This window comes from Arcobacter venerupis, assembly GCF_013201665.1.
Taxonomy (GTDB): domain Bacteria; phylum Campylobacterota; class Campylobacteria; order Campylobacterales; family Arcobacteraceae; genus Aliarcobacter; species Aliarcobacter venerupis.
This window is the reverse complement of the sequence record NZ_CP053840.1, coordinates 1-23,670: the sequence shown is the minus strand read 5'-3', so window position 1 is coordinate 23,670 and position 23,670 is coordinate 1. Positions and strand designations below refer to the sequence as shown.

Genomic DNA, 23,670 nt, shown 5'->3' with positions numbered 1-23,670 from the left:
AATGGGATTAATACAGACAAATTTAGACAAATTAGACTTTGCAAACTTGTATAAAAAACAAATGGAAGTTTCAACTTTCAAAGGAAAAAGTAGTCAAGATTGGGATAAAAGAGCAAATAGTATGAACCAAAATGTTCACAAAAGTGTATATACAAAAACTTTTATTGACAAAATTGATACGAATAATGCCTCTTCACTTTTGGATGTTGGTTGTGGACCAGGAACCATATCTTTTGCAATTGCTTCAAAACTATCAAAAATATATGCCTTAGATTATTCAGAGGGAATGTTAGGTTGTGTAAAAGATAATTGCGAAAAAAAAGGAATAGACAATATAACAACAATTCATAAATCTTGGGATGATAATTGGGATGCTGTTCCAAAAGCTGATATTGTTGTAGCTTCTAGGTCAATGGAAGTGAAAGATATAAAAGATGCTTTGATAAAACTAAACTCAAAAGCAAATAAAAGAGTTTATCTAACAACAAAAGTTGGGGGAAGTTTTATAGATTCTGACATCCTAAATCAACTTGAACGTGAGGTTTTTCCAAGACCTGATTATATTTATTTAGTAAATGTTCTTCACAGTATGGGAATTTTTGCAAAAGTTGATTTCATTTTAAGTGAAAATACAAAATTTGAAAGCTCAAGTGATGAAGAGTTCGTAGAAAAAATCAGTTGGAGTTTAGGTGAACTCTCAAATGAAGAAAAAGAGCTATTAAAAAACTATTTTAATAGCTCTTACAAATATAAAAAAATCCCAGATTATCTAACTTGGGCACTAATTTCTTGGGAGGTAGAAGAAAATGTATAAAATATTTTTAGTTTTACTTATTACTTTATGCATAAATGCAAAAGAGAATTTAAATAGTACTCAATATGAGACAAATGAAGTTTTTATTGATGGTTTAGTTTTAAATAAATTAACTCTAAACGTAGAAGATTTAGAAAAATTAAGTGGCGTAAAAACAGGTTCAATGCCTGTTATTTGTATGAGTGGGCAGACAAAAGAGTCTGTGCAAAGTTATGAGGGTGTTAAACTAAAAACTATACTTGAAAAAGCAAATATCAAAATATCAAATAAAAGTGATTTTAATAAAATCTATATTCAAGTAGTTGCAAGTGATGCATACGAAGTAATTTTTTCTTATAACGAGTTATTCAATACAAAAAATGGTGACAATGTAATTGTTTTTTACAAAAAAAATGGAAAAGTATTAGAACCTAGTGAGGGTAAAATCGGATTAATTAGTTCAGATGACCTAAGAACAGGTCCACGACATATAAGATGGCTTGAAAAAATATTAGTTAAAAAAATTGATTAAAAGGATAAAAAATGTTTAAAAAAATTGTATTGACTTTAGTATCTTCTGTTTTGATATTAAGTGCAGGCGAATTAAAAATTGCAGCTGGTGCGGGATATAAAAAACCTTTAATGGAAATTATCAAAGAGTATGAAAAAAATGGTGAGAAAATTGAAGCTATTTTTGGACACTTAAAACAAGTAAGCACTCAAGCTACCCAAACAGATATTGCTTTAATTGTGGGAGACAAAAACTTTTTAGAGAAAAAAAGTGGTTTGATTTTTAAAAGTTTTACAACTTTAGGGCAGGGTGAATTAGTAATTGTTTATGCAAAAAATAAGAGCTTAACTTCAATAGACGATTTAACAAAAGAAGATATTAAAAAAATAACAATACCCGATCCAGCAAAAGCAATCTATGGAATTGCAGGAACTGAATTTTTAAAAAATGCAAATTTAGAAGAAAAAGTAAAAGATAAACTACTAGTTGTGGCAACTGTACCTCAAGCTATGACTTATATTTTAACAAATGAAGTTGATGTAGCTTTTGTAAATATATCAGAAGCAATTGCAAATAAAGAAAGTATTGGAGGTTTTATAAAAGTTGATAAAAAATATTACACTCCAATTGATATAGTTGCAGGAAAATTAGAAAATTGTAATACAAATGAGTGTGAAAAATTCTCTAATTTCCTAAAATCTAAAACTGCACAAGATATTTTTGAAAAATATGGTTTATAATGAATATAGACTTAGCACTGATTACTGAGCCTTTTTTACTTAGTTTAAAAACTATTAGTGTAAGTGCTATTTTATTTATAGCTATTGGTATTCCAATAGCTTATTTACTTTCAAAAAAGAATCTAAAACTTAAATGGTTACTAAATACTCTTGTTACTTTACCTTTAGTTTTTCCTCCCATTGCTGTAGGTTTCTTTCTTCTTTTGATTTTAGGAAGAAATGGTTTTATTGGAAAAATCTTTTATGAATTTGATATATCTTTGATTTTTAGTTTTAGTGGAATTGTAATTGCAGCATTTATTGCAGGTCTTCCTTTAATGGTAAAACCTTTACAAGCTAGTATTGAACTTTTTCCTAGTGATATAAAAGAAGCTTCATATATTAGTGGAAAAAGTGAAGTGAAAACTTTTATTTTTATTGTTTTACCTAATATAAAAAATTCTTTGATTGTAGCACTTTTGATTTCAACTGCCAGAGCTTTAGGAGAAGTTGGAATTACTTTGATGCTTGGAGGAAATATTATAGGTAAAACGGATACCATCTCATTAGCAATTTATAATGCTGTATTTGATGGAGATTACAATTTAGCTATGATTTTAAGTGGAATATTAATCTTTATTTCAGTGCTATTTTTTCTAGCCCTAAATTTTTTTGAAAAGAGAAAAAATGTTTAATTTATCTATACAAGAATTAGAAAAATATATTCAAGATGACTTGCCATATTTTGATTTAACAACAAGTTTACAAAATTGTAATAGTGTAAAAGCTCAAATTGAAGTTTTTACAAGGGAAGATATTATCGTATCTTGTAGTGAAGAAGCAGCAAAAATAGCAGAACTTTTAAACTGTAAAATTGAATTTTTTGAAAAAAGTAAAACAAAAATAGAAAAAGGTTCTACAATATTGAAATATTCAGGAGATTATGAAGATATTCACAAAGCTTGGAGATTAACCCAAATACTTTTAGAATATAGTTGTAAAATAAGCACTTATGCCCACCAAATGAAAGAAAAAATAGAAAAAGTCAATCCCTCTTGTGAACTTCTAACAACCAGAAAAACTTTTCCTTTTTCAAAAAGATTTTGTATAAAAGCAGTATTTTGTGGTGGAGCAATGCCTCATAGATTAAATCTTTCAGAAACAGTTCTATTTTTTGAAGGACATAGAATTTTGTATAAAAAAAACGAAGAGTTTTACGAAGATTTAAAAAGAATAAAAACAAAAATTCCAGAAAAAAAATTAAATGTGGAAAGTGATAATTTTGAAGATAGTGTGAATCTAATGAAAAATGGAGTTGATGTACTTCAACTTGATAAAATTGATTTTGAAGAACTTGAAAAAATCATCACTTACAAAAATGAAAACTATCCATTAGTGAAAATCTTAGTCGCTGGTGGAATAAACCTAACAAATATCGAAAAATATGCTTCATACAAAATTGATGGAGTAGTTACAAGTTCAGTTTATAACTGCGGAATGGCAAATATTAGCAGTAGATTAGAAATCATATAAATATAGGGTAAAAACCCTATATTATTCAGCGATTAAAATTACGCTTGAAGCTTTGAATAAAGCATAAGCATCTTCAGAAGCTTTGATTGATAAATCTTCAATAGCATCATTTGTAACAATAGCCGAAATAACGCTATTTCCTAAAGAAAGTTTAACTTCACTATTAACAGCACCTTTAATAACTTCAAGAACTTTGCCTTTTAATACATTTCTAGCAGTTGTTTTAAGAGGAACTTTGCTGATAATAATTGATGATGCTTTAATGATTGCAGTAATGTTATCATTTAGTTTAGCTCCTAAAGATTCAATGCCATCTTTTGTAACTGTTGCACTAATTGTTACATCAGGAGAAACAGTAATCTTTACTTCACTCATTACAGCACCATTAATAATGTTTGTAATTTTCCCACTTAACTCATTTCTTGCACTTGTTTTCATAATTCTTCCTTTTATTTTATTATTTTAATTGAAAATTTTAAGCCTATAATTATAAATACTTGCTTAAAAATAGATATTATTTTCAAAATTTACTGTATAAAAAATATATACCGTTCTCTATATAAGTACATATATATCGCTATTTTATGACTTTAGTTTGTATAAATTAAATCTTATTTATACAAATGGAAATAAAATATTTTTTCAAGATACAAAAATTATTTTTTTGTAAAAATTATTCTCATTAATTAAAGGAATACTTATTGCATAGTAATAAATACACCTTTAAATATTAATGGGGGAGTAAATCTAATTTATTCCCTTATTATTAAACAATTTAGAAAAAAGAAGAAAAAATCATGATAGCTACATTTGATGAAACTTACAATTTTGCAAAAAAATTCTCTCATTATAAAGATTTTTATATCAAACATAATAATTTGATATTTTCAAAATTGGGACTTGGAACTTTTAATAAAGAACCTTATAAAGAAGAAAATTATCTATTTCACTACATAGAGGGTGTAAAAGAAGCTGTAAAAAGTGGAATAAATCTAATAGATACTGCAAGTAATTATAGATACGGTCAAAGTGAAAAAGAGATTGGTATTGCACTAAAAGAGTTATTTGAAGAGGGCATTACAAAAAGAGAAGAATTAATTATATGTTCAAAAGGTGGTTTTATTCAACTAGAATATCCATTTCCAAAAAATCCTTATACATGGATTCAAGAGAATATACTTAATAATTCATTAGCAACAAAAGATGATATAGAACTAGACCAACACTGTATGACACCTGATTACATAGAGTGGTCATGTAAAAAATCTTTAGAAAATTTAGGTGTTAAAACAATTGATATCTATTTTTTACATAATCCAGAAATTCAAGTTTCTAAACTTGGATATAAAAAATTCCTAAAAAAAATCGAAACTATTTTTAAAAGATTTGAAAAAATGGTTGAAATGAAAATGATAAAATATTATGGTATTGCTGTTTGGAATGGTTTTATTGACGAAAGTACAAATGAACATATTAACTTAGAAGATTTAGTGGATATTGCCATCAAAGTAGGCGGTGTTAATCACAATTTTAAATACATTCAAACACCATTTAATATGGGGAAAACATCTATTTATACAATGCCATCGCAAAAAGTAAAAGGTGAAGAATGCACTCTTTTACAAGCAGCTCATAGATTAAAAATTGGCGTTATATCAAGTTCATCACTTCTTCAAATGAATCTATTTAAAAAATCTTTCAAACCGGAAACTGGTTACTTGCTTGATTCTAAAATGGTATTAGAAAATGATATTCAACTAGCACTTCAATTTGTTAGATCAACACCTGGAATAATAAGTTCATTATTCGCATCAAAAGTTCCTGTACATATTAAAAAGAATCTAGAAATTACAAAAATTCCAGCAACATCTAGAGCAAAATATGATTTGATGTATAGAGTATAAAATGATTTATGATGTAATTGTAGTTGGAGGAGGAATTGCTGGTTTAATGGCGGCAATTGAAGCAAAAGATGAACAAAATAGAGTTGCCTTAATTACAAAAGGAAATATTTTTAAATCAAACTCATCAATGGCAAGTGGTGGAATAAATGCCGTACTTGATTCAAATAATAGCAAAGAGATAAATCAACACATTACAGATACTTTTAATTCAGCAAAAGGAATAGGAAATAAAAAAGCTATTACTTTTATGTGTAAACAAGCCTCAACAATCATAGAAAAATTAGTTTCTTATGGTGTTCAGTTTGATAGGGATGAAAACAAAAAAATTCTACAACGACCATTTGGTGGTGGAAGTTCAAATAGAACTTGTTATGTTGGAGATAAAACTGGAAGCGCTATCACTATGGCACTTATTAAAAAGGCAAAAAGTAAAGGAATCACTTTTTTACCGAACAATTTTATTTTAAATCTTGCAAAATATAAAGACAAAGTAAGTGGAGTTGTTGCTTTAAATAAAGAGAATTCACAAGTAATGATTTACTCATCAAAGTCTGTTGTTCTTGCAGGTGGAGGATATGCTGGTATTTATAGAGGATATTCTACAAATGCACCTGATTATACGGGAGATTTATTAGCTGTTGCTTTAAGAGCTGGCCTACATTTAAAAGATATGGAGTTTGTACAATTTCATCCTACTGGTTTTGTAAAAACAAATTATTTAGTAACAGAAGCTGCAAGGGGTGAGGGTGGTTACCTTGTTAATAGTGATGGACTAAGATTTGTTAATGAATTGGGGACAAGGGATGAAGTTGCTCGTGCAATATTAAAAGAGCAACTAGAAAAGAAAAAAGTTTTTATAGATTTAAGACATCTAGGACTTGAAAAAATTCAACAAAAACTTCCTTCACTTTACAATGCAGCACTTATGCAATGTGGTGTAGATATTAGTGAAGAATTATTAGAAATAAAACCAGTTGCCCATTATACAATGGGTGGAGTTGATGTAAATATGACAAGTTGTGAATTAAAGGGTCTTTATATTTGCGGGGAAATGGCTTCAAATGGAGTTCATGGGGCAAATAGATTAGGAGGAAACTCTTTACTTGAGGGCTGTGTATTTGGAAATCTTGCAGGAAATATCGCAAAAATATATAGTCAAGAAAATGATTTCTCTCCGATTGATTACAACACTGTTGTAAAAGATATTGAAATGATTGATTTTATTTTCAAAGGAGATACAACTAAAAACTTTAATGCAATTAGAGTTAGTTTAGGAAAATGCCTATTTGAAAAAGTGGGAATTATTAAAAATGAAAAAAGCCTAACTGAAGCCTTTGATTACGTAAAATATTTAAGACAAATATCATATAACCTTCATTGTATCAACAAAGAAAAAAATAATAATGTGGAATTAACAGCCATTTTAGAGCTAAGAAATGCCCTTGAAATATCAGAAGCAATAATATTATGTGCACAAAAAAGACATGAAAGTAGAGGAGCTCACTATAGAGAGGATTATGCTTTTATGTCAAAAGACTTTAATAAAAGTTTTGTTGTTAAAGAGCTAAAAAAAGGTTATTTTAAAATCTCATTTAAAGAGGGTGAGTTTTTAAAACAATTAAAAAATCTATTTATAAATAAGGAGTAAAAAATGGCAAAAGTTATGTTAAGAGAAGTAGATGGGGTAGTATCTTTTTATTTTGCAAAAAAAGATATGGAAGAAACAATCGAAGAGATAGAATTTGATACACAAGAAAAATGGGGCGGAAATGCAACTTTATCTAATGGTGAAATTTGGTGGATTCAACCAGGTATTAAAAAACTTCCGAAAGAAGAAGTATGTAAGAAAATTGCGGATTAATCTTTTGTATACTTTTTATATAAATGGTTATTCATTATGAGTTATAAAATTGTTATAATAAATCTATTTAAAAAAATAGGAGGCAATAATGTTTGATAAATCTGCTTGTATGAGTTGTTTAACTATAAGAGAATTAACAACTCTATATGAAATTTCTTCAGTTATTTCAAATCATTATGATCTACAAACTTCTCTTGAAAAATCAATGAAAATATTAAAAAATTCGTTGAGTCTTGAAAATTGCGTAGTTCATATTTTAGAAGATGATGTTCTAAATGTTTTTGCGTCTATTGAGTTGTCAAAATTCCAAAAAACTCTTGCTTCTTATAAAGTAGGAGAGGGTGTTACAGGAATGGTCGCTGAATCAAAAGAACCAGTTGTTGTAGAAAATATTCATAATAACTCTATTTTTCTAAATAAATCAGGAAAAAGAGATTTTAATGGAAAATCTTATGCGGCCGTTCCATTAATGATAGATAATGAATCCATAGGTGTTTTAGGTGCAGTGATTACTAAAAATGCTGAGATACAACTAGATGATACGGTTAGAATATTAACAATTGTAAGTTCAATCTTTGCACAAACTATTCATTCTTATCAACTATATCAAAAAGAAAAAGAGAGACTTCAAGAACTAAAACTTTATTACAAAATGGAATGGGATTCTAAAGTGCATAACTTTGGAGATATTATTGGAGATAGTCCAAAAATGGAACAAGTTTTCAAAGTTATTCAAAGAATTGCCCAATCTGATGTAACTGTATTAGTTAGAGGAGAAACAGGAACTGGAAAAGAGCTTGTAGCTGCTGCTATTCATAAAAGAAGTAATAGAAAAGATGAGCCATTTATCAAACTAAATTGCGCTGCTATTACTGATACTCTACTTGAAAGCGAACTTTTTGGACATGAAAAAGGTGCATTTACAGATGCAAGAGAGACAAGAAAAGGAAGATTTGAACTAGCTGATGGAGGAACTCTTTTTTTAGATGAAATAGGAGATATTTCACCCTCAGCACAAGTAAAACTTTTAAGAGTTTTACAAGAAAGAGAATTTGAAAGAGTTGGTGGAAGTAAAACTATAAAAGTGAATGTAAGACTTGTAGCTGCAACAAATAGAAATCTTGAACAAATGGTTAAAGATGGAAAATTTAGAGAAGATTTATATTATAGATTAAATGTTATTCCTATTGATTTACCACCACTTAGAGAAAGAGGTGAAGATATTAAACAACTTGTAAACTTCTTTTTAGAAAGAGCCATGAGAAACCACAAAAAAAGAGTAACCATCACTGATGAAGCTATGGATGCACTCTGTAGTTACCCGTGGCCGGGCAATGTAAGAGAATTAGAAAATACAATTGAACGTATTGTTTTAATGGGAAATGAAGAGGGAATAAACAAATATGATATGTTACTTTTACTTCCTGCACTTAATGATCAAAAATTAAAAAGTGATTATAAACCCATTTCTAAAAAAAGTTTAACTTTAGAAGAATTGGAAAAAGAAGCAATTATTGAGGCACTTGAAAATAATGATTACAATCAATCAAATGCAGCAGTAGAGTTAGGAATAACTCTTAGACAAATGGGGTATAAAATAAAAAAATATGAAATCTAAAATAATATACAAAAATGAAGAGATGGAATTAACAGATGATTTTATTGATATAGGTTATATGGCTGAAAATATTGATGTAATCAAACTTAATGGTGAAAAATTCACAATTAAAAAAGCAAGCCCTAATAGAAATATTCAAATATTTTTATCTTTTCCAAATTTTGATGATTTTAAAGAAGAAATTATTGCTTTTGATGAGTTTATAAATGGTGCCCAAATTGATATATTCACATATATTATCTTTAATGAAAAAATAGATTTTCCCTATGAATTTAAAAAAATCATACCAGTATTTGATGTAAATGAAGAGTTTGCAGAGATGTATGGAACAAAAATCGTAAGTGGTAGCTTGGAAAATAAATTAACAAAAGCTCTTTTTTTAATTGGTAAAGATGGAGCTATTTATCATATTGATATGCCTAATAACTTGGATAAAACACTTGATTTAGAACGAATCAGATTAGAATTAAACAAAGTTTATCAGTCATATACAGGAACTGGTTGTCATTAATAAAAATTAATCTTCTAACCATGAACTTAAAGGTCTTGGTTTACCTAAAAAGTAACCTTGACCATAAGTTATCCCTAATTTTCTAAGTTCATCAACATCTTGTTTTGTTTCCACATATTCAGCAACTGTTTCTTGATTTTTTAAAGTTGCAATTTCTTGAATATATTTAATTACAGCCTTATCAGTAGGATCAGTATGCATATCTTTTACAAAACTTCCATCTATTCTAACAACATCAAAAGGCATACTTTTTAAGTATTCAAAAGAAGCCATTCCTGTACCAAAATCATCAAGGGCAAGGCCTATTTTTCCACTTTTTAAAAATGAAATAAATTCATTAGCTTTATTAAAACTACCAATTGCCGAGCTTTCTGTAACTTCTAATTCTAGTTTTTCCCATGGAAAATCAAAATGTTTTATTGCCTCTTTTACTTTTGTTTGAAAATCAATATTATTTAAACTAGAACCTGCAAGATTTATATGAGCAGAGTGAAGTTTTTCCAGATGTTTTTTATCTTTTGTAACAATTTCAAGATAACTCCATAAAACATGAATATCAATATCTGTCATAAGTTGGTATCTCTCAGCAGTTGGTAAAAAATCCAAAGGAGAAACAAATTTTCCATCTTTATCCCACATTCTAATCAATATTTCATAAGATATTTTGTCGCTTTCATATTGTAAAGGAACAATATCTTGAGCAAAAAGTTCAAACCTTGAAGGCCCATTTCCCAAAGCTTCTTTTATAAATTTCGCAGTTTCAAGTTCTATTGAAAATCTTTTTGTATTTTCATCACTTTTATCAAAAATATGTGATTTATTTCTTCCACTTGCTTTTGCTGAATAAAGAGAGTTAAAACTAGCTTTTAATAGCTCTTTTAAAGTGTATTCAAAGGCTTTAAAATGAACTAAAGAGATACAAGCTGAAATACTAAATGTTTCATTTTTATTTGAAAATCTGAAATCACTTAATTTTTCTAAACTAACTTGTAAAAAATCTTTAGAATCTTCAAAAGAAATATTTTTTAATAAAAGAACAAAACCATCAGCATCCAATCTTGCAAAAATAGAATCTTCAGGCAAAAATGATTTAAAGTATGAACTTATCATTTTTAAAAGTTCATCACCAGTTTGATAATCAGCCGATTCATTTATAAGTTTAAATTGATCTAAATTAATATGAAAAAGAGCGTATCCTTTTTCATTTACTGTTTTTAAAGCAAGAGAAAGTTCATCTTCGATAAAAAATCTATTATGAATATTTGTAAGTTGGTCATGACTTGCATTAAATTGTAGTTGTTTTGTGGATAAAGATATTTGATTCATTAGATTATTAAACCCACTAAATAACTCTTTTATTTCATTATTTGCATTTGTTTTAACTTCAATAATTTCATTTTTTGTTGGGTCACTTTTTCTCATTGCGTTTAAAAGATTTAAGAAAGGTTTAGTGTAACTTTTGCTTAAAAATAGACTAAGAATTATTCCGAATATCAAAGCAAATGGGAAAATTGCTAGGATAATATATGTTATTTTTTCTTGCTTAATTCTAAAAGAAGTTAAATCAACAGATAAAAGAGTTGAGCCAAACTCTTGATCATTTAGTGTAATTGAATTTTTAATTAATAGATGATTTTCTTTAAAAAGCGTATTATTTTCATCTAGTTTTTCATTTATATTTTTAATATCCCCAAATTTATAAATAGGATTATTTGAATCATCAAATAAAACCATTGCATCAATTTTTTCAAATGCAGAAAGTCTAAAGTTTATATCTGAAAGCATATCAGCACTAGGAGCTAATAAATACTTTAATAAATCATTATTTAAAGATTTAGTAATTGCATTTGATTCTGTTATTGCATATATATTATTCTCTTCTTTTTGTATTTTTAATACAAAAAATAGTGTTGCAACTTCAACCGCCACAACGATTAATGACATAAATACTATAAGTTGAACTTTTATACTAAATTTATTCCACATTTATTATCTTCTTTTTATTTCTTTGATGGCTCAATAATTGGCAAATTAAAATCATTTCCCCACTCTTTCCATGATGCATCATAATTTGTTACATCGTAACCCAATTCTCTTAGGGCAAAATAATTAGTTGAAGCAATCTTTCCAATAGAACAATATAATACAATTTTTTTATTTTTATCCAAATCTTTATATATCTCTTTTAGTTCATTTGTATCTTTTAATCTTGAAACAAATCCATCATTTTTGATATTGTCTGAAGCTGGTAAACTTATGGCTTTGGGGATATGTCCAAATCTTTTAGCAGCAGATTCTTCTCCTATATAAGATTTATATGATCTTGCATCTACAACTATTTCTGATTTACTTTTTGTTGCAATTTGTGTAATAAATTTTGTAGCTAATTTTTGATTATCAATAGAAACAATATAATTACTTTTTTCAACTTTTGGAACTTCTTTAGAAATAGGAAAATCATTATCTTTCCAATCTAAATAACTAGCATTTAAAAGTTTTACATTTTTAAATCCATAAACTTCTAATGCCCAAAAAAGCCTAGAAGCAGGAAAAAAACTTCCATCTCCATAAATTACAATTTTATCATCTACATTTAAACCTAACTCTTTAATAATATTTTGCATCTTTGTTGGTTCTGTAATCTTTCCATCAATTGATTCATGCTCATAAGTTAAAGATGAGGGAAAACTCAAAGCTGATTTAATATGTCCATCTAAATACTCACTATTCACTCTTGAATCTATGATTTTATAAGTAGATAAATCTTTTGATAACTCATTTAATTCAACTCTAAGATTTTGAGCATTTAAATTAAAACTAAATGTTAATAAGATTAATAAAACATAAACTATTCTTTTCATTGCTTCCTCCATTTATTATATGGAGATGATTTTAGCATTAATTTACTTTGAATGAATGATAAATCTAATGGAATAATTCTTGCATAGTATTGGTTAAATATTAGATAGGTCGCATTATGAACGATATAATAGAAAAATTAAAAAGTGGGCAATTAATTCCTTTTTTAGGGATGGGTGTATTTAAAGATACAAAAAATAGCGACGGAGCTCAGCTTCCATTTGATAGTGATTCAATGATATTAAGCCTTAATAACGGAAGAGCTATGAGTCCTAGACTCATGTATGAGTACTCAAGAGCTGCCATGAGTTTAGAGCAAAGAAAAGGTAGAGAATTCATTATTCAAATGACTAATCATATTTACTCTTCAAAAGAGTATGAACTCCCTGTAGTTTATAAATGGTTACAAAAAATCAAACCAAAATATATCATTGATACAAATATGGATGATAGCTTACAAAAGATTTACAGTGACTGTGAACACTTTTTAATTACAGGAGTGTCAAGAATAACTGCTGATTGGGATAGATTTTTAATTTATTCTTTTGATGTAGCTACTAAAACATACACAAGAATTGAAAAAGAATTATTAACTTTAGACTTACCAATATTATTTAAACCAATGGGTTCAACTAAACCTGAAATGAATTTTATTATCTCTGATGCTGATTTTGTTGATTGGTTAACTGAAGCTATGGGTGGTTATGCAATGCCTCCAATTTTAAAAGAACATAGAAAAAACAAAGAATACTTATTTTTGGGAGTTGATTTCTCAAAAGATACTTTTAGAATGGTTGCAAATGAGATAACAGTGGATTTAAAAGGTGGTACAACAGTACTTGGTAAAGACGAATTAACAAAAAAAGAGGATAAATTTATTAAAACTCATAATTTAACTAATTTAGATATGAGCATTAATGAATTTATAAAAAGCCATGAGTGAAAAATTTAATTGCGATTTCTGTGGTAAAGAGATTACAGAAGTAAAAAAAATATTCTCAAGTGAAGTTTCACACATCTGTGATGAATGTGTGACAATGTGTTCAAAAGTTCTTGAAAAAGAGCTTATCAAAGATAGTAAAAAAGAGTTCCAAAAAGGGCTTAGCGTTCCTATTAAAATAAAAGAACATTTAGATGATTATGTAATTGGTCAAATTGAAGCTAAAAAAGTTTTAGCAGTTGCTTTATATAATCACTATAAAAGAATTGATAAACCAGTAGTTAAAAATGTTGAAATTGAAAAATCAAACATTATGTTAATAGGGCCAACAGGAAGCGGTAAAACTCTTCTTGCAAAATCCCTTGCTAGAATCATGGATGTTCCTTTTGCGGTTGCTGATGCCACTGCATTAACTGAAGCTGGTTATGTTGGAGAAGATGTTGAATCTATTTTATCAAGACTACTTGCATCTGCTGATTATGATTTAGAAAAAGCAAAAAGAGGTATCGTTTATATTGACGAAATCGACAAAATTGCAAATAAAAGCGAAAGCTCAACAAGTGGAAGAGATGTAAGTGGAGAGGGTGTTCAACAAGGTCTTCTAAAAATCCTTGAAGGTGCTGAAGTTTATGTTCCTGTAAAAGGAAGTAGAAAAAACTCATCTGCTGAAACAATTCTTTTTGATACAACTCATGTTTTATTTATTTGTGGTGGTGCTTTTGTTGGATTAAGGGAAGATGACACTGCTAAAAAGAATAAAAAAGCTCCAAAAATGGGATTCTTAAAAAAAGAAGATGCAGAAGAAAATAAAAAAGCTATTGAAGCAAAAGAACTTATCTCTTTTGGTTTAATTCCTGAATTTATTGGAAGAATCCCAGTAATTGCTGAACTAAATAAACTTTCAAAAGAAGATTTAATTAGAGTTCTAAAAGAGCCTAAAAATGCAATTATCAAACAATATGAAATATTATTTGAACTTGATGGTGTTGAATTAGAATTTACAGATGATGCCCTTGAGAGAATTGCAGAAATCGCAGTTGAAAAAGATGTTGGAGCTAGAGGTCTTAGAGGAATTATTGAAAATATAATGCTTCCTTTACAATATATTACACCTTCTGAGAATAACTTAGAAAAATGTAGAATTACAAGAAAATACATAGATAAAGAAGAAGATGTTGAATTACAATACAATGAAAATTCAACAGAAGAACCAACAAAAGAGATTTTATTTAAAAAATTTGCTAATTAATTCCATAATGGAATAATATTTGCATCTACATTTTATATTTTGATAAAAAAGGATAGAAAATGGCAGTTAGAATTACTGAAGAGTGTATAAGTTGTGAAGCATGTGCATCTGAATGCCCAGTAGCAGCAATATTACCAGATGGAAATGATAAAAATCCACAAGATGGAATTTTATATGTAAAACCAGAATCATGTGTTGAATGTGTTGATCATGCAGATGCTCCAAGATGTGCAGAAGCATGTCCAACAGCTGGTGCAATTGTATGGGATATGCCTTATACTACTGATTTTAGTTCATATTACTTATCTGGCCATGAAAATGGAACTTATAAAATAAGAGAACATAAATCAAAAGGTTTAATGCTTCCAGAAGTTAAAGCTCAAAAGTTTAGACCTGAAATTACAATGGCTAGTAGAGAAGCTGGCGCAAACGTATCTGATTTCTAATCATTAACGGTAAATATACAAAAGTATATTTACCGAAACTAAACTATCCAAGCTAAAAATAAATATCTTGAAAACTTAGCAACAACAACTAAAATTAAAAACTTTTTAAAATCATACTTTAGCGTACCAGCGATAAAAGTAATAGGATCACCAATTATAGGAAGCCAAGAAAAAAGAAGAGAAAATCCACCATATTTATCAAAATAGTATTTACTTTTTACGATGTATTTTTCTTTTATAAGATTTTTCTTTACTAAATATTCTTCACCTTTTAGTCCTAGAAAATAGTTTATTACTGCACCTAAGCTATTTCCAAGTGTTGCTATTAAGATTAAAAGATAAAGATTATATCCTTCTTTAATATCATAAATTAGTAAAGCTTCACTTCCTAATGGAAATAGTGTTGCTGATATTAAAGCACTAAAAAATAAAACTAAATATGTCATTTTCTCTTTTTAAACCAAGAAGATGAAACTTCTGAAACAAATACTCCAAACATAATAACAAAACAAGCTATAAATTCAAAAAAAGATAATTTTTCATTCAAAACAAAATATGCTAATATTAAAGTAAATACAGGAATCAAATATATAAAAACAGCAGCTTTTGAAGCTGGAATTTTTGTTAAAGCATAATTATATAAACCATAACCAGCCAAAGTTACAACAACTCCCAAATAAATAGTCCAAAGAAATGAATTAAAAGTAAAATTCATAGGAATAGTATTATATTCATATATAAAAAGTGGCGTAAAAAATATAGCCCCTATAAATACTTGAATTGCAGTGATAAACAAGGCTGAATATTTATTACTTAAGTATCTAGCAGTAATTGTATAACCAGCGCCACAAGCCATGGCAAGTAATTCAAAAAAATTCCCTAAAAGCGGGTTTGGAGAACTAATTGATGTACTTCCTTGAAGACTAAGCCAAATAGCTGCACTCATAGCTATTAAAGAACCAATAATCAACTGTTTTGAAATAATCTCTTTTAAAAAATATCCAGCAGCCATTGCCGTGATTATAGGCATTAATGAAGTTATCATTCCAGCTTGTGATGCTGATGTAAGTTGTAATGCTTTTGATTCAAATACAAAATATAAACAAGGCTCAAATAAAGCCAAAAGTAATATAAATTTAATATCTTTTTTTGAAAAATCATATTTTATAAAATCTTTTATAAAATATACAAAACATAAAGATGCAAATATCATACGGAAAAATATAACTGTAAAAGGTCCTAAATCTTCCATTGCAGCTTTTAATGCAATAAATGAACTAGCCCAAATAAACATGGCAAATATTAATGATAAAATACCAATATAACTAAAATTTTTTGTCAAACTTCTATTCTCAACTTTCTATTAAAATCGTATTATACAGATTATTTTTCATAAGAAAATTAATTTATAATAAATTAAAGATTTTTAATGTATAATTCCAATCTTAAAAGAAAAGCATTGAGAATATTTTAAATATTTTGAATGCTCTTCTTTAGACCTTTACAATTATTATTTGAGGTAATGCCCCAGGATGGGAACATAGCAAGGCGCCTTACTTAGTAGTGTGTTTGGGTATCTGGAGAAGAGTACTTAGGTACTCTTTTTTTTGCTTGTTTTTTATATTAAATCTAAAAAATCCGAATTCAAAATCAACAATTTTTTTTCAACTTTATTATAAATAAATCTTTTATCACCAATTTTTATTCTATTTAATATTATTAATTTTATCTCTTGCTCTTTTTTATTATATCTTTTCATTAATACAAAAAAATCTTTTACAGTAATAAAATCATAAGAGGCATCTTCTTTTCTTTGATTTCTTAAATTTGATTCAATTTGGGGTTTATAAATAGAACGCATTTCATTAAATGCACTTTGTAAAAGTTTTATTTCAGAGTTAAAAACTTCTATTATTCTTTTTTGATTTTTTTCTAATCTAAAGATTTCTGAAATATATTGTTTTTTCATCCATTTCATGGATTTTTTTAATAATTCAATTTGTTCATCTTTAACATCAATAACAGCTTGTACAGCATCAAAAGGAGGTTGTTTAACAGATGTTGTTTGAACTTTTGGTTTTATTTCAGCTTGAAATTCAGGCTTATCAACTTTTTCATCTTCATCTAAATAAACAAAAGTTTTTCCATCTTTTTTAATAGATTTTAATTGTTCTTTTTTAATTCTATAATGTATCCCCTGTAAAGATAAGCCCAATATTTCAGCTGCTTGTGAAGTTGTAACTAATCTTTCCAAGGTCTAATTCCTAAAATTTCGAGCTATCTATTTCAATAACTGTATGTACATTTCCTCTTGGTTTAAAATCCCCAATAACTTTCATCCATTTTGGCTCTAATTTAGCATATAAAGTATCAAAAATTTCATTAATAGAATTTTCATGTGATACTTCTCTAAACATAAATGTATTTATATATATTTTTAATGCTTTTAATTCTATAACTTTTTTATTTGGAGTATATTGTAATTTTATTGTTGCAAAATCTGGATAACCACTTCTTGGACATTTAGCCATAAATTCAGGTAATTCAATATCTATAATATAATTTTTTTCATGAGCATTTGGCCAAAAATTTTCTTCTTTATTAATATCAAACTCTCTAATTTCTTTTTCACCATATTTCATTTCCATAATTTTTAAACCTTTTATAAATCTAATTTTTAGGCATTTTATCCTAAAAAGCCTTATAAGTGTTACTAATTGAATTAATGTATAAAATCAAGTATAATTTATTGTAAATCAAATTTAATATGAAAGAGAATTATGAAAAATAAAATTTATGATATTGTAATTATCGGTGGAGGTCCAGGTGGAATTGGCTGTGCTATAGAATCAGCAGCTCACAAAATTGGTGAAATTTTACTAATAGAAAAAACAGATAACCATTCAAATACTATTAGAAAATTTTATAAAGATAATAAAAGAGTTGACAAAGATTATAAAGGTCAAGTTATAACTTTACAAGGTAATGTTGATTTTTTTGACGGAACTAAAGAGACAACCTTAGATTATTTTAATGATTTATTAGATAATGAAAAAATTGATTCCATATTTAACACTGAAGTTGAAAAAATTATAAGAAATCAAGAAACAGATTTATTAGAAGTTCATACTTCAAAAGGTTTAATCCAAACTAAAAATGCAATCATTGCTATTGGAAAAATGGGAAAACCAAATAAACCAGATTATAAAATTCCACCATCAATAAAATCTCAAGTAGGTTTTAATTTAGATAGATGTTCATCAAATGAAAAAATTTTGGTTGTTGGTGGCGGAAATAGTGCAGCTGAATATGCATACCATTTAGCTGATCAAAAAAACAATGTAACTTTAGTTTATAGAAAAGTAACTTTTACAAGATTAAATGATTTAAATGAAGATATTTTAAATAAATATAATGGTGAAGAGAAACTTAGATTAAGAATGAATACAGATATTGAATCTGTAGAAAATGAAGAGGGAAAAGCAAAAGTAACTTTTACTGATGGATATAGTGTTATTTATGACAGAATTATTTATGCCATTGGAGGAACAACACCTGTTGATTTTCTAAAAAATTGTGCAGTTGATTATGATGAAGATTTAAAACCTATTTTTGATGAACACCAAGAGACAAGTGCAAAAGATGTATATGTAGCTGGTGATATCGCTTTTGCATCAGGTGGATCAATCGCAATCGCTTTAAATCATGGTTATAACATAGTAAATAATATTTTAAGAAAAAGAGGTAATATTTTTGCTTTTACTGAAAATGTTTTAGAGTAAAAAAAGCATAGTTTTTAACTATGCTTTTAAGAATATATTAAACGTCTAAGTGTTCAACGTCTTTTGCGTGTTCTTCAATATAGTTTCTTCTAGGTTCAACTTCATCACCCATAAATAAAGTAAATGTATCAGAAGCAACTTCTGCATCTTCAATTTTAACCCTTAAAAGTCTTCTATTATCTGGAATCATAGTAGTTTCCCATAATTGCTCAGGATTCATTTCCCCAAGACCTTTATATCTTTGAATGTATGCACCTTTCTTAGCTAAAGTTTCAATATCATCTAAGATATCTAATAGATCTCTACCTTCAAATACTGTTAAATCTCTTTCAACTAATTTATTATAAATATAAGTTGCTTCACTAAAATATGATGATGCAAATAGTTCTTCATCAATAATTAACTCTTCTAAACCCTCTTTTGTTTGTACAAATAACTGGATTCTTGTTTCTGTAACATTTTTAGAAAGAATATTATGACCTCTTGCATCTAAAAATTCTTTTACTTTTTCATATAATGATGCAAAATCAAGATTTACAAGTTCACTATTTTCAATTAAATATTTTAAAACTTCAAGTAAAGAGTATCTTTTTGCTAATTGAGCTAACATGCTTCTATATCTTGAAACTATTTTAAATAAATCTAATAAATCGTTATATCCTAATCCTTCAAAAGTAAATGATTCTAAACCATTTTCAATTAAAAATGCAGATAAAGCTGTATCATCTTTTAGATAAATTTCATTTTTACCTTTTTTATATCTATAAAGCGGTGGTTGAGCAATATATAAATATCCATTTTCAATAACTGGTCTTAAAAATCTAAAGAAGAAAGTTAATAAAAGTGTTTGAATATGGCTTCCATCAACGTCAGCATCTGTCATGATAATGATTTTATGGTATCTGATTTTTTCATTATCAAAATCTTCACCAATACCACAACCAAGAGCTGTAATCATATTTCTAATCTCATCTGATTTTAGAATTTTATCAAGTCTTGATTTTTCAACATTTAAAATCTTACCTTTTAGTGGTAAAATTGCTTGGAAAACTCTATCTCTTCCTTGTTTTGCTGAACCTCCAGCAGAATCCCCTTCCACCAGATATAATTCTCTAATAGCAGGATCTTTAGATTGACATTCTGCTAATTTTCCAGGAAGTGTTCCTACAGACATAGAATCTTTTTTTCTAGTTAAATCCCTAGCTTTTTTTGCAGCTTCTCTACCTCGTGCTGCCATTAAAGATTTTTCCATAATAGCTTTTGCTTGTTGTGGATTTTCTTCAAAATATTTATCTAAAGCATCACCAGTTAATTTTTGAGTAATAGCTTTTACGTAAGAAGAACCTAGTTTACTTTTAGTTTGACCTTCAAATTGTGGTTCAGGAACTTTTACAGAAACAACTGCAATTAATCCTTCTCTTACATCATCACCAGTAATTTTTGTATCTTTTTCTCTTGCTGCTGCATTTTCATTTAAATATTTAACGATTGATCTTGTAAGTCCGGCTTTAAAACCAGCTTCATGAGTTCCACCATCAATTGTTCTAATATTATTTACAAAAGATAAAGTTTTTTCAACATAAGTATCGTTATACATAACTGCAATATCAACCTCTACACCGTCAACATTGTCATTAAATGCAACTGCATCACAAACAGCAGTTTCTTTATTCATATCTTCAACAAACTGTTTTAAACCACCTTCAAAATGGTAAACTTCTTTTGTTTTTGTAATTTCATTATCTAAAGTAATAGAAATAAATGAATTTAAATATGCAACTTCTCTAAATCTTTTTGCCAAAATAGCAAACTCATATTTATTTACTTCAAAAATAGAATCATCAGCTAAAAATTCAATCGTTGTTCCTGTTTTTCTAGGGCTATCACCAATAACTTCAATAACACCTTGAGGAATACCACATTTGAATTCTTGATAATGAATTTTTCCTTCTCTATAAATTGTCATTTTTAAGTGTTTTGATAATGCATTAACAACAGAAACCCCAACACCATGAAGTCCACCAGAAACTTTATAAGTATCTTTATCAAATTTACCACCAGCATGTAAAACAGTTAAAACAACAGTTGCTGCACTTATTCCTTCACCTTCATGAATAGCAGTTGGAATTCCTCTTCCATCATCTTCAACTTTAATCCAATGATCTTTGCTCATAGTAATTTTGATATTTTTACAATAACCAGCCATTGCTTCATCAATAGAGTTGTCTACTACTTCATAAACTAAGTGATGTAGACCATTTGTATTTGTATCACCAATATACATTCCAGGTCTTTTTCTTACAGCTTCAAGACCTTTTAAAACTTTAATGTTACTAGCGCCGTATTCTTGTTGACTCATTATAGATTTCCTTATTTGTGTTTAATTTTTTATTTTTCTAAAACTATTGGCATTACAATAGTAAAAAATTTATCATCTTCTAATAAAAATGGTAAATTAGATTCATTAAATCCAATTTTTATTTTTTCATTATTTGACATACTTAAAAAGTCTAATAAATATTTAGCATTAACTGCTAGATAAAACTCTTTTTCAATATTTAAATCAATATCAATTTGAGTTTTAGATTCACTATCTTCATCAAGGGATTCAAATAAAATTGATGTTGAGTTAAATGTGATTTTAATATTTGAAAATAATGAAGTTACTAATTTAATAGATTCAATTAATATATTTTTAGGTAATGGAAAATTATATTTTAAAGTATTAGGAATAATTCTTTCATAATCTGGGAATTTACCATTTATTAATTTTGTAAAAAATTTAGTTTTTTCATTTGAAATTACAAGATTTGTATCATCATAAGAAATTTTAGCTTCATCTAAAAATAGTTTTTGAATTTCAATTATTGCTTTTTTAGGAATAATAAATTGAGTTTCTTGATTAGTAATATTTTGTAAATGTGAAACTGCTAATCTTCTAGTATCTGTTGAAACAAAGTTTATTTTTTGACTTTTTATATCTAATAATGCACCATTTAATTCAAATTTAGGATTATTATTATCAATAGCAGGAGTAATTTTTCTAATAGAATTTATAAAATTAATTGTTGAGATTGATAATTCTTTTAAATTTTCAGATTTGTTTAGTGATGGAAATTCTTCTGCATCATAAGTTGGTAATTTAAAAGTTGATTTATTTTGTTTTATAACTAAATTATTATTTGAAGCTTCTATTATAAGTTCTTCATTTTTTAATCTTTTTATAATACCTAATAGATTAGAACCATTAACTGTTGCTTTACCATCTATCATATCAGTTATATTATCAATATATGATTCTAAGCCAATTTCATAATCAGTTGCTTTTATGATTAGTTTAGCATTATTGATTTCTAAATATATATGCGATGTGATTGAACTAGAATCTTTTTTTTCTAAAAAAGGTTGCATTGAAGACACAACATTTTCAAAAATATTCTTTGTAATTACGAATCTCATTTTATCTCCTATATTTTTATTTAATTTAGTGGAAGTAGTAGTCTATGTGAAAAGATGAAAACACCTCTTCAAACCCTCTGGAAGCGAACTTTAACCCAGTGATTAGAAAAGTCATTGTATTCACATCTTTTCACATAAGTCTTTAAAACTTATTTTGCTTTAAAGTTTTTACCACTCCTTATTTATGATTTTATTCTTTAAATTTTCAATAATTAATTTAAAGTTTTCATCTTTCTCAATTAACTCATTTGCTTTTTTAATATTGTGTGAAATTGAACTGTGATCTTTCATTCCTAAAAACTTTGCAATATCTGGCATAGAGTTATGAGTTAATTCTCTTGTTAGATAAATCACAATTCTTCTAGCATTTGCAACAGTTGCAGTTCTTTTTTTAGATTTTATATCACTAGGTTTAATATTTAACTGATTTGCAACAATATTTATAACATCAGGAAGTTTGATATTCTCTTTTGTCTCTTTTATTTGATCTTTTAATAAATTTTGAACCATTGGAAGTGTAATCTCTTGATTTAATAAAGATGCACTTGCATTTATTCTAATTAAAACACCCTCAATTTCTCTAATTGAATTATCAAGAGTAGTTGCAATGAAATTAATAATCTCTCTACTTAGAGAAATTCCATTTAAATCTGATTTTTTCTCAATAATAGCAATTTTTGTTTCAAGCCCTGGAATTTGAACATCAGCTGTTAAACCCCATTCAAATCTTGATTTTAATCTATCAACAAGTCCAGCAATTTGTGATGGAAGTCTATCACTTGTCATTACTATTTGTTTTTTTGCGTTATGAAGTTCGTTGAAGGTGTGAAAAAATTCCTCTTGAGTTTGTTCTTTTCCACTTAAAAATTGAATATCATCAATTAAAAGCACATCACATTTTCTATATTTATTTCTAAAATGATCCATACTTTTATTTTTTAAAGAAAAAGTAAAATCATTCATAAACTGCTCAATAGTTACATAAATAACTGTACTTCCTTTTTCAATTGCTTGATTTCCAACAGCTTGTAAAAGGTGAGTTTTTCCAAGTCCTGTTCCACCATAAATAAACAAAGGATTATATTGAGTTCCAGGTTTATTTGAAACAGCAAGTGAAGCATTATATGCCATTTGATTAGAAGGTCCTACAACAAATGAATCAAATGTATAAGATGGATTAAGTATTGTACTTTCGGCTGTTTCGTTCTGAACTTGCTCTTTTAAAATCTCTTTTTTAGATTTTTTTTCACCAGCGAGTTTTATTTCTACAGAGGGTTTAGAACCATCATAAATTTCAAAACAATGTTGAATTAAATTTGTAAATTTGCTCTTTATCCAAGAGGCAATATATTTATTATTTACTTCAAAAATAGCGATTTTTTCATCTGAAGATACCTTTTTATAAACTAACTGTTTTAAGTATCTGTCAAAATCTGTTTTTGATGCTTCTTTTTGAATTATTGTTTGAAAATCTTTGGTTGTCAT

At 27.4% G+C, this 23,670-nt stretch carries 24 protein-coding genes; 14 read left to right on the top strand and 10 right to left on the bottom strand.

The window, feature by feature from the left end; all coding sequences use genetic code 11:
- Position 1 precedes the first annotated feature (1 nt).
- Genes AVENP_RS00120 through modD form a run of 5 tightly spaced genes read left to right on the top strand, consistent with a single transcriptional unit; the run spans position 2 to position 3,556 of the window.
- Positions 2–814: a class I SAM-dependent methyltransferase gene (locus AVENP_RS00120; protein ID WP_128359779.1), complete on the top strand. Its 813-nt coding sequence runs from the start codon at positions 2–4 to the stop codon at positions 812–814.
- Positions 807–1,325, top strand: a complete 519-nt coding sequence (locus AVENP_RS00115; RefSeq protein ID WP_128359780.1) for a molybdopterin-dependent oxidoreductase — start codon at positions 807–809, stop codon at positions 1,323–1,325. The genes AVENP_RS00120 and AVENP_RS00115 overlap by 8 nt, the downstream gene beginning before the upstream one ends.
- 11 nt (positions 1,326–1,336) lie before the next feature.
- Positions 1,337–2,044 carry a molybdate ABC transporter substrate-binding protein gene (modA, locus tag AVENP_RS00110; protein WP_128359781.1) on the top strand — a complete coding sequence of 236 codons (708 nt, stop codon included), beginning with the start codon at positions 1,337–1,339 and terminating at the stop codon, positions 2,042–2,044.
- Entirely contained in the window at positions 2,044–2,718 is a 675-nt protein-coding gene (modB, locus tag AVENP_RS00105; RefSeq protein ID WP_128359782.1) for a molybdate ABC transporter permease subunit, read from the top strand. Before modA ends, modB begins: the two co-directional genes overlap by 1 nt.
- Entirely contained in the window at positions 2,711–3,556 is an 846-nt protein-coding gene (modD, locus tag AVENP_RS00100) for a ModD protein (RefSeq protein WP_128359783.1), read from the top strand. Before modB ends, modD begins: the two co-directional genes overlap by 8 nt.
- A gap of 21 nt (positions 3,557–3,577) precedes the next feature.
- On the opposite strand, the gene AVENP_RS00095 is transcribed toward modD, so the two are convergent.
- Positions 3,578–3,994 carry a TOBE domain-containing protein gene (locus tag AVENP_RS00095; RefSeq protein WP_128359784.1) on the bottom strand — a complete coding sequence of 139 codons (417 nt, stop codon included), beginning with the start codon at positions 3,992–3,994 and terminating at the stop codon, positions 3,578–3,580.
- Between the two features lie 359 nt (positions 3,995–4,353).
- Here AVENP_RS00095 and AVENP_RS00090 point away from each other — a divergent pair, with 359 nt between their 5' ends.
- The 5 genes from AVENP_RS00090 to AVENP_RS00070 all read left to right on the top strand — a co-directional run bounded on the left by AVENP_RS00090 (position 4,354) and on the right by AVENP_RS00070 (position 9,450).
- Positions 4,354–5,460: an aldo/keto reductase gene (locus tag AVENP_RS00090; RefSeq protein WP_128359785.1), complete on the top strand. Its 1,107-nt coding sequence runs from the start codon at positions 4,354–4,356 to the stop codon at positions 5,458–5,460.
- 1 nt (position 5,461) lies between these two features.
- Complete coding sequence (locus AVENP_RS00085; protein ID WP_128359786.1) at positions 5,462–7,108, top strand: L-aspartate oxidase; 1,647 nt, start codon at positions 5,462–5,464, stop codon at positions 7,106–7,108.
- A gap of 3 nt (positions 7,109–7,111) precedes the next feature.
- Positions 7,112–7,321 (top strand): putative nitrogen fixation protein NifT, encoded by a 210-nt coding sequence (nifT, locus tag AVENP_RS00080; protein WP_128359787.1) that lies wholly within the window; start codon positions 7,112–7,114, stop codon positions 7,319–7,321.
- A gap of 88 nt (positions 7,322–7,409) precedes the next feature.
- Positions 7,410–8,939: a nif-specific transcriptional activator NifA gene (nifA, locus tag AVENP_RS00075; RefSeq protein ID WP_128359788.1), complete on the top strand. Its 1,530-nt coding sequence runs from the start codon at positions 7,410–7,412 to the stop codon at positions 8,937–8,939.
- The gene (locus tag AVENP_RS00070) at positions 8,929–9,450 is read left to right on the top strand and encodes a hypothetical protein (protein WP_128359789.1); all 522 of its coding nucleotides are present in this window, start codon (positions 8,929–8,931) and stop codon (positions 9,448–9,450) included. The genes nifA and AVENP_RS00070 overlap by 11 nt, the downstream gene beginning before the upstream one ends.
- Before the next feature lie 6 nt (positions 9,451–9,456).
- Here AVENP_RS00070 and AVENP_RS00065 read toward each other — a convergent pair whose 3' ends face one another.
- Positions 9,457–11,436: an EAL domain-containing protein gene (locus tag AVENP_RS00065; protein ID WP_128359790.1), complete on the bottom strand. Its 1,980-nt coding sequence runs from the start codon at positions 11,434–11,436 to the stop codon at positions 9,457–9,459.
- Positions 11,437–11,450: 14 nt separating this feature from the next.
- Positions 11,451–12,311 (bottom strand): sulfurtransferase, encoded by an 861-nt coding sequence (locus AVENP_RS00060; protein WP_128359791.1) that lies wholly within the window; start codon positions 12,309–12,311, stop codon positions 11,451–11,453.
- A gap of 116 nt (positions 12,312–12,427) precedes the next feature.
- Here AVENP_RS00060 and AVENP_RS00055 point away from each other — a divergent pair, with 116 nt between their 5' ends.
- Genes AVENP_RS00055 through AVENP_RS00045 form a run of 3 tightly spaced genes read left to right on the top strand, consistent with a single transcriptional unit; the run spans position 12,428 to position 14,944 of the window.
- Positions 12,428–13,252 (top strand): SIR2 family protein, encoded by an 825-nt coding sequence (locus AVENP_RS00055; protein ID WP_128359792.1) that lies wholly within the window; start codon positions 12,428–12,430, stop codon positions 13,250–13,252.
- The gene (gene clpX, locus AVENP_RS00050; RefSeq protein WP_128359793.1) at positions 13,245–14,498 is read left to right on the top strand and encodes an ATP-dependent Clp protease ATP-binding subunit ClpX; all 1,254 of its coding nucleotides are present in this window, start codon (positions 13,245–13,247) and stop codon (positions 14,496–14,498) included. The genes AVENP_RS00055 and clpX overlap by 8 nt, the downstream gene beginning before the upstream one ends.
- Before the next feature lie 59 nt (positions 14,499–14,557).
- Complete coding sequence (locus AVENP_RS00045) at positions 14,558–14,944, top strand: 4Fe-4S dicluster domain-containing protein (protein WP_128359794.1); 387 nt, start codon at positions 14,558–14,560, stop codon at positions 14,942–14,944.
- 38 nt (positions 14,945–14,982) lie between these two features.
- Here AVENP_RS00045 and AVENP_RS00040 read toward each other — a convergent pair whose 3' ends face one another.
- From AVENP_RS00040 to queF, 4 genes are all read right to left on the bottom strand, one after another.
- On the bottom strand, positions 14,983–15,390 hold the full coding sequence (locus AVENP_RS00040) for a YqaA family protein (RefSeq protein ID WP_128359795.1): 408 nt from the start codon (positions 15,388–15,390) through the stop codon (positions 14,983–14,985).
- Positions 15,387–16,286 carry a DMT family transporter gene (locus AVENP_RS00035; RefSeq protein ID WP_228201900.1) on the bottom strand — a complete coding sequence of 300 codons (900 nt, stop codon included), beginning with the start codon at positions 16,284–16,286 and terminating at the stop codon, positions 15,387–15,389. The genes AVENP_RS00040 and AVENP_RS00035 overlap by 4 nt, the downstream gene beginning before the upstream one ends.
- Positions 16,287–16,562: 276 nt before the next feature.
- Positions 16,563–17,198 carry a DNA-binding protein gene (locus AVENP_RS00030; RefSeq protein WP_128359796.1) on the bottom strand — a complete coding sequence of 212 codons (636 nt, stop codon included), beginning with the start codon at positions 17,196–17,198 and terminating at the stop codon, positions 16,563–16,565.
- A 10-nt stretch (positions 17,199–17,208) separates the two neighbouring features.
- On the bottom strand, positions 17,209–17,586 hold the full coding sequence (gene queF, locus AVENP_RS00025; protein ID WP_172664345.1) for a preQ(1) synthase: 378 nt from the start codon (positions 17,584–17,586) through the stop codon (positions 17,209–17,211).
- Between the two features lie 138 nt (positions 17,587–17,724).
- Between queF and AVENP_RS00020 the strand changes: the two genes are divergently transcribed.
- A complete protein-coding gene (locus AVENP_RS00020; protein ID WP_128359798.1) occupies positions 17,725–18,726 on the top strand; it encodes an NAD(P)-binding domain-containing protein in 1,002 nt (333 codons plus the stop codon).
- A gap of 37 nt (positions 18,727–18,763) precedes the next feature.
- Here AVENP_RS00020 and gyrB read toward each other — a convergent pair whose 3' ends face one another.
- The 3 genes from gyrB to dnaA all read right to left on the bottom strand — a co-directional run bounded on the left by gyrB (position 18,764) and on the right by dnaA (position 23,670).
- Positions 18,764–21,085, bottom strand: coding sequence for a DNA topoisomerase (ATP-hydrolyzing) subunit B (gene gyrB / locus AVENP_RS00015; protein WP_128359799.1), 2,322 nt, complete (start codon positions 21,083–21,085; stop codon positions 18,764–18,766).
- 29 nt (positions 21,086–21,114) lie between these two features.
- Positions 21,115–22,185 (bottom strand): DNA polymerase III subunit beta, encoded by a 1,071-nt coding sequence (gene dnaN, locus AVENP_RS00010; RefSeq protein ID WP_128359800.1) that lies wholly within the window; start codon positions 22,183–22,185, stop codon positions 21,115–21,117.
- A gap of 168 nt (positions 22,186–22,353) precedes the next feature.
- Positions 22,354–23,670 (bottom strand): chromosomal replication initiator protein DnaA, encoded by a 1,317-nt coding sequence (dnaA, locus tag AVENP_RS00005; protein WP_128359801.1) that lies wholly within the window; start codon positions 23,668–23,670, stop codon positions 22,354–22,356.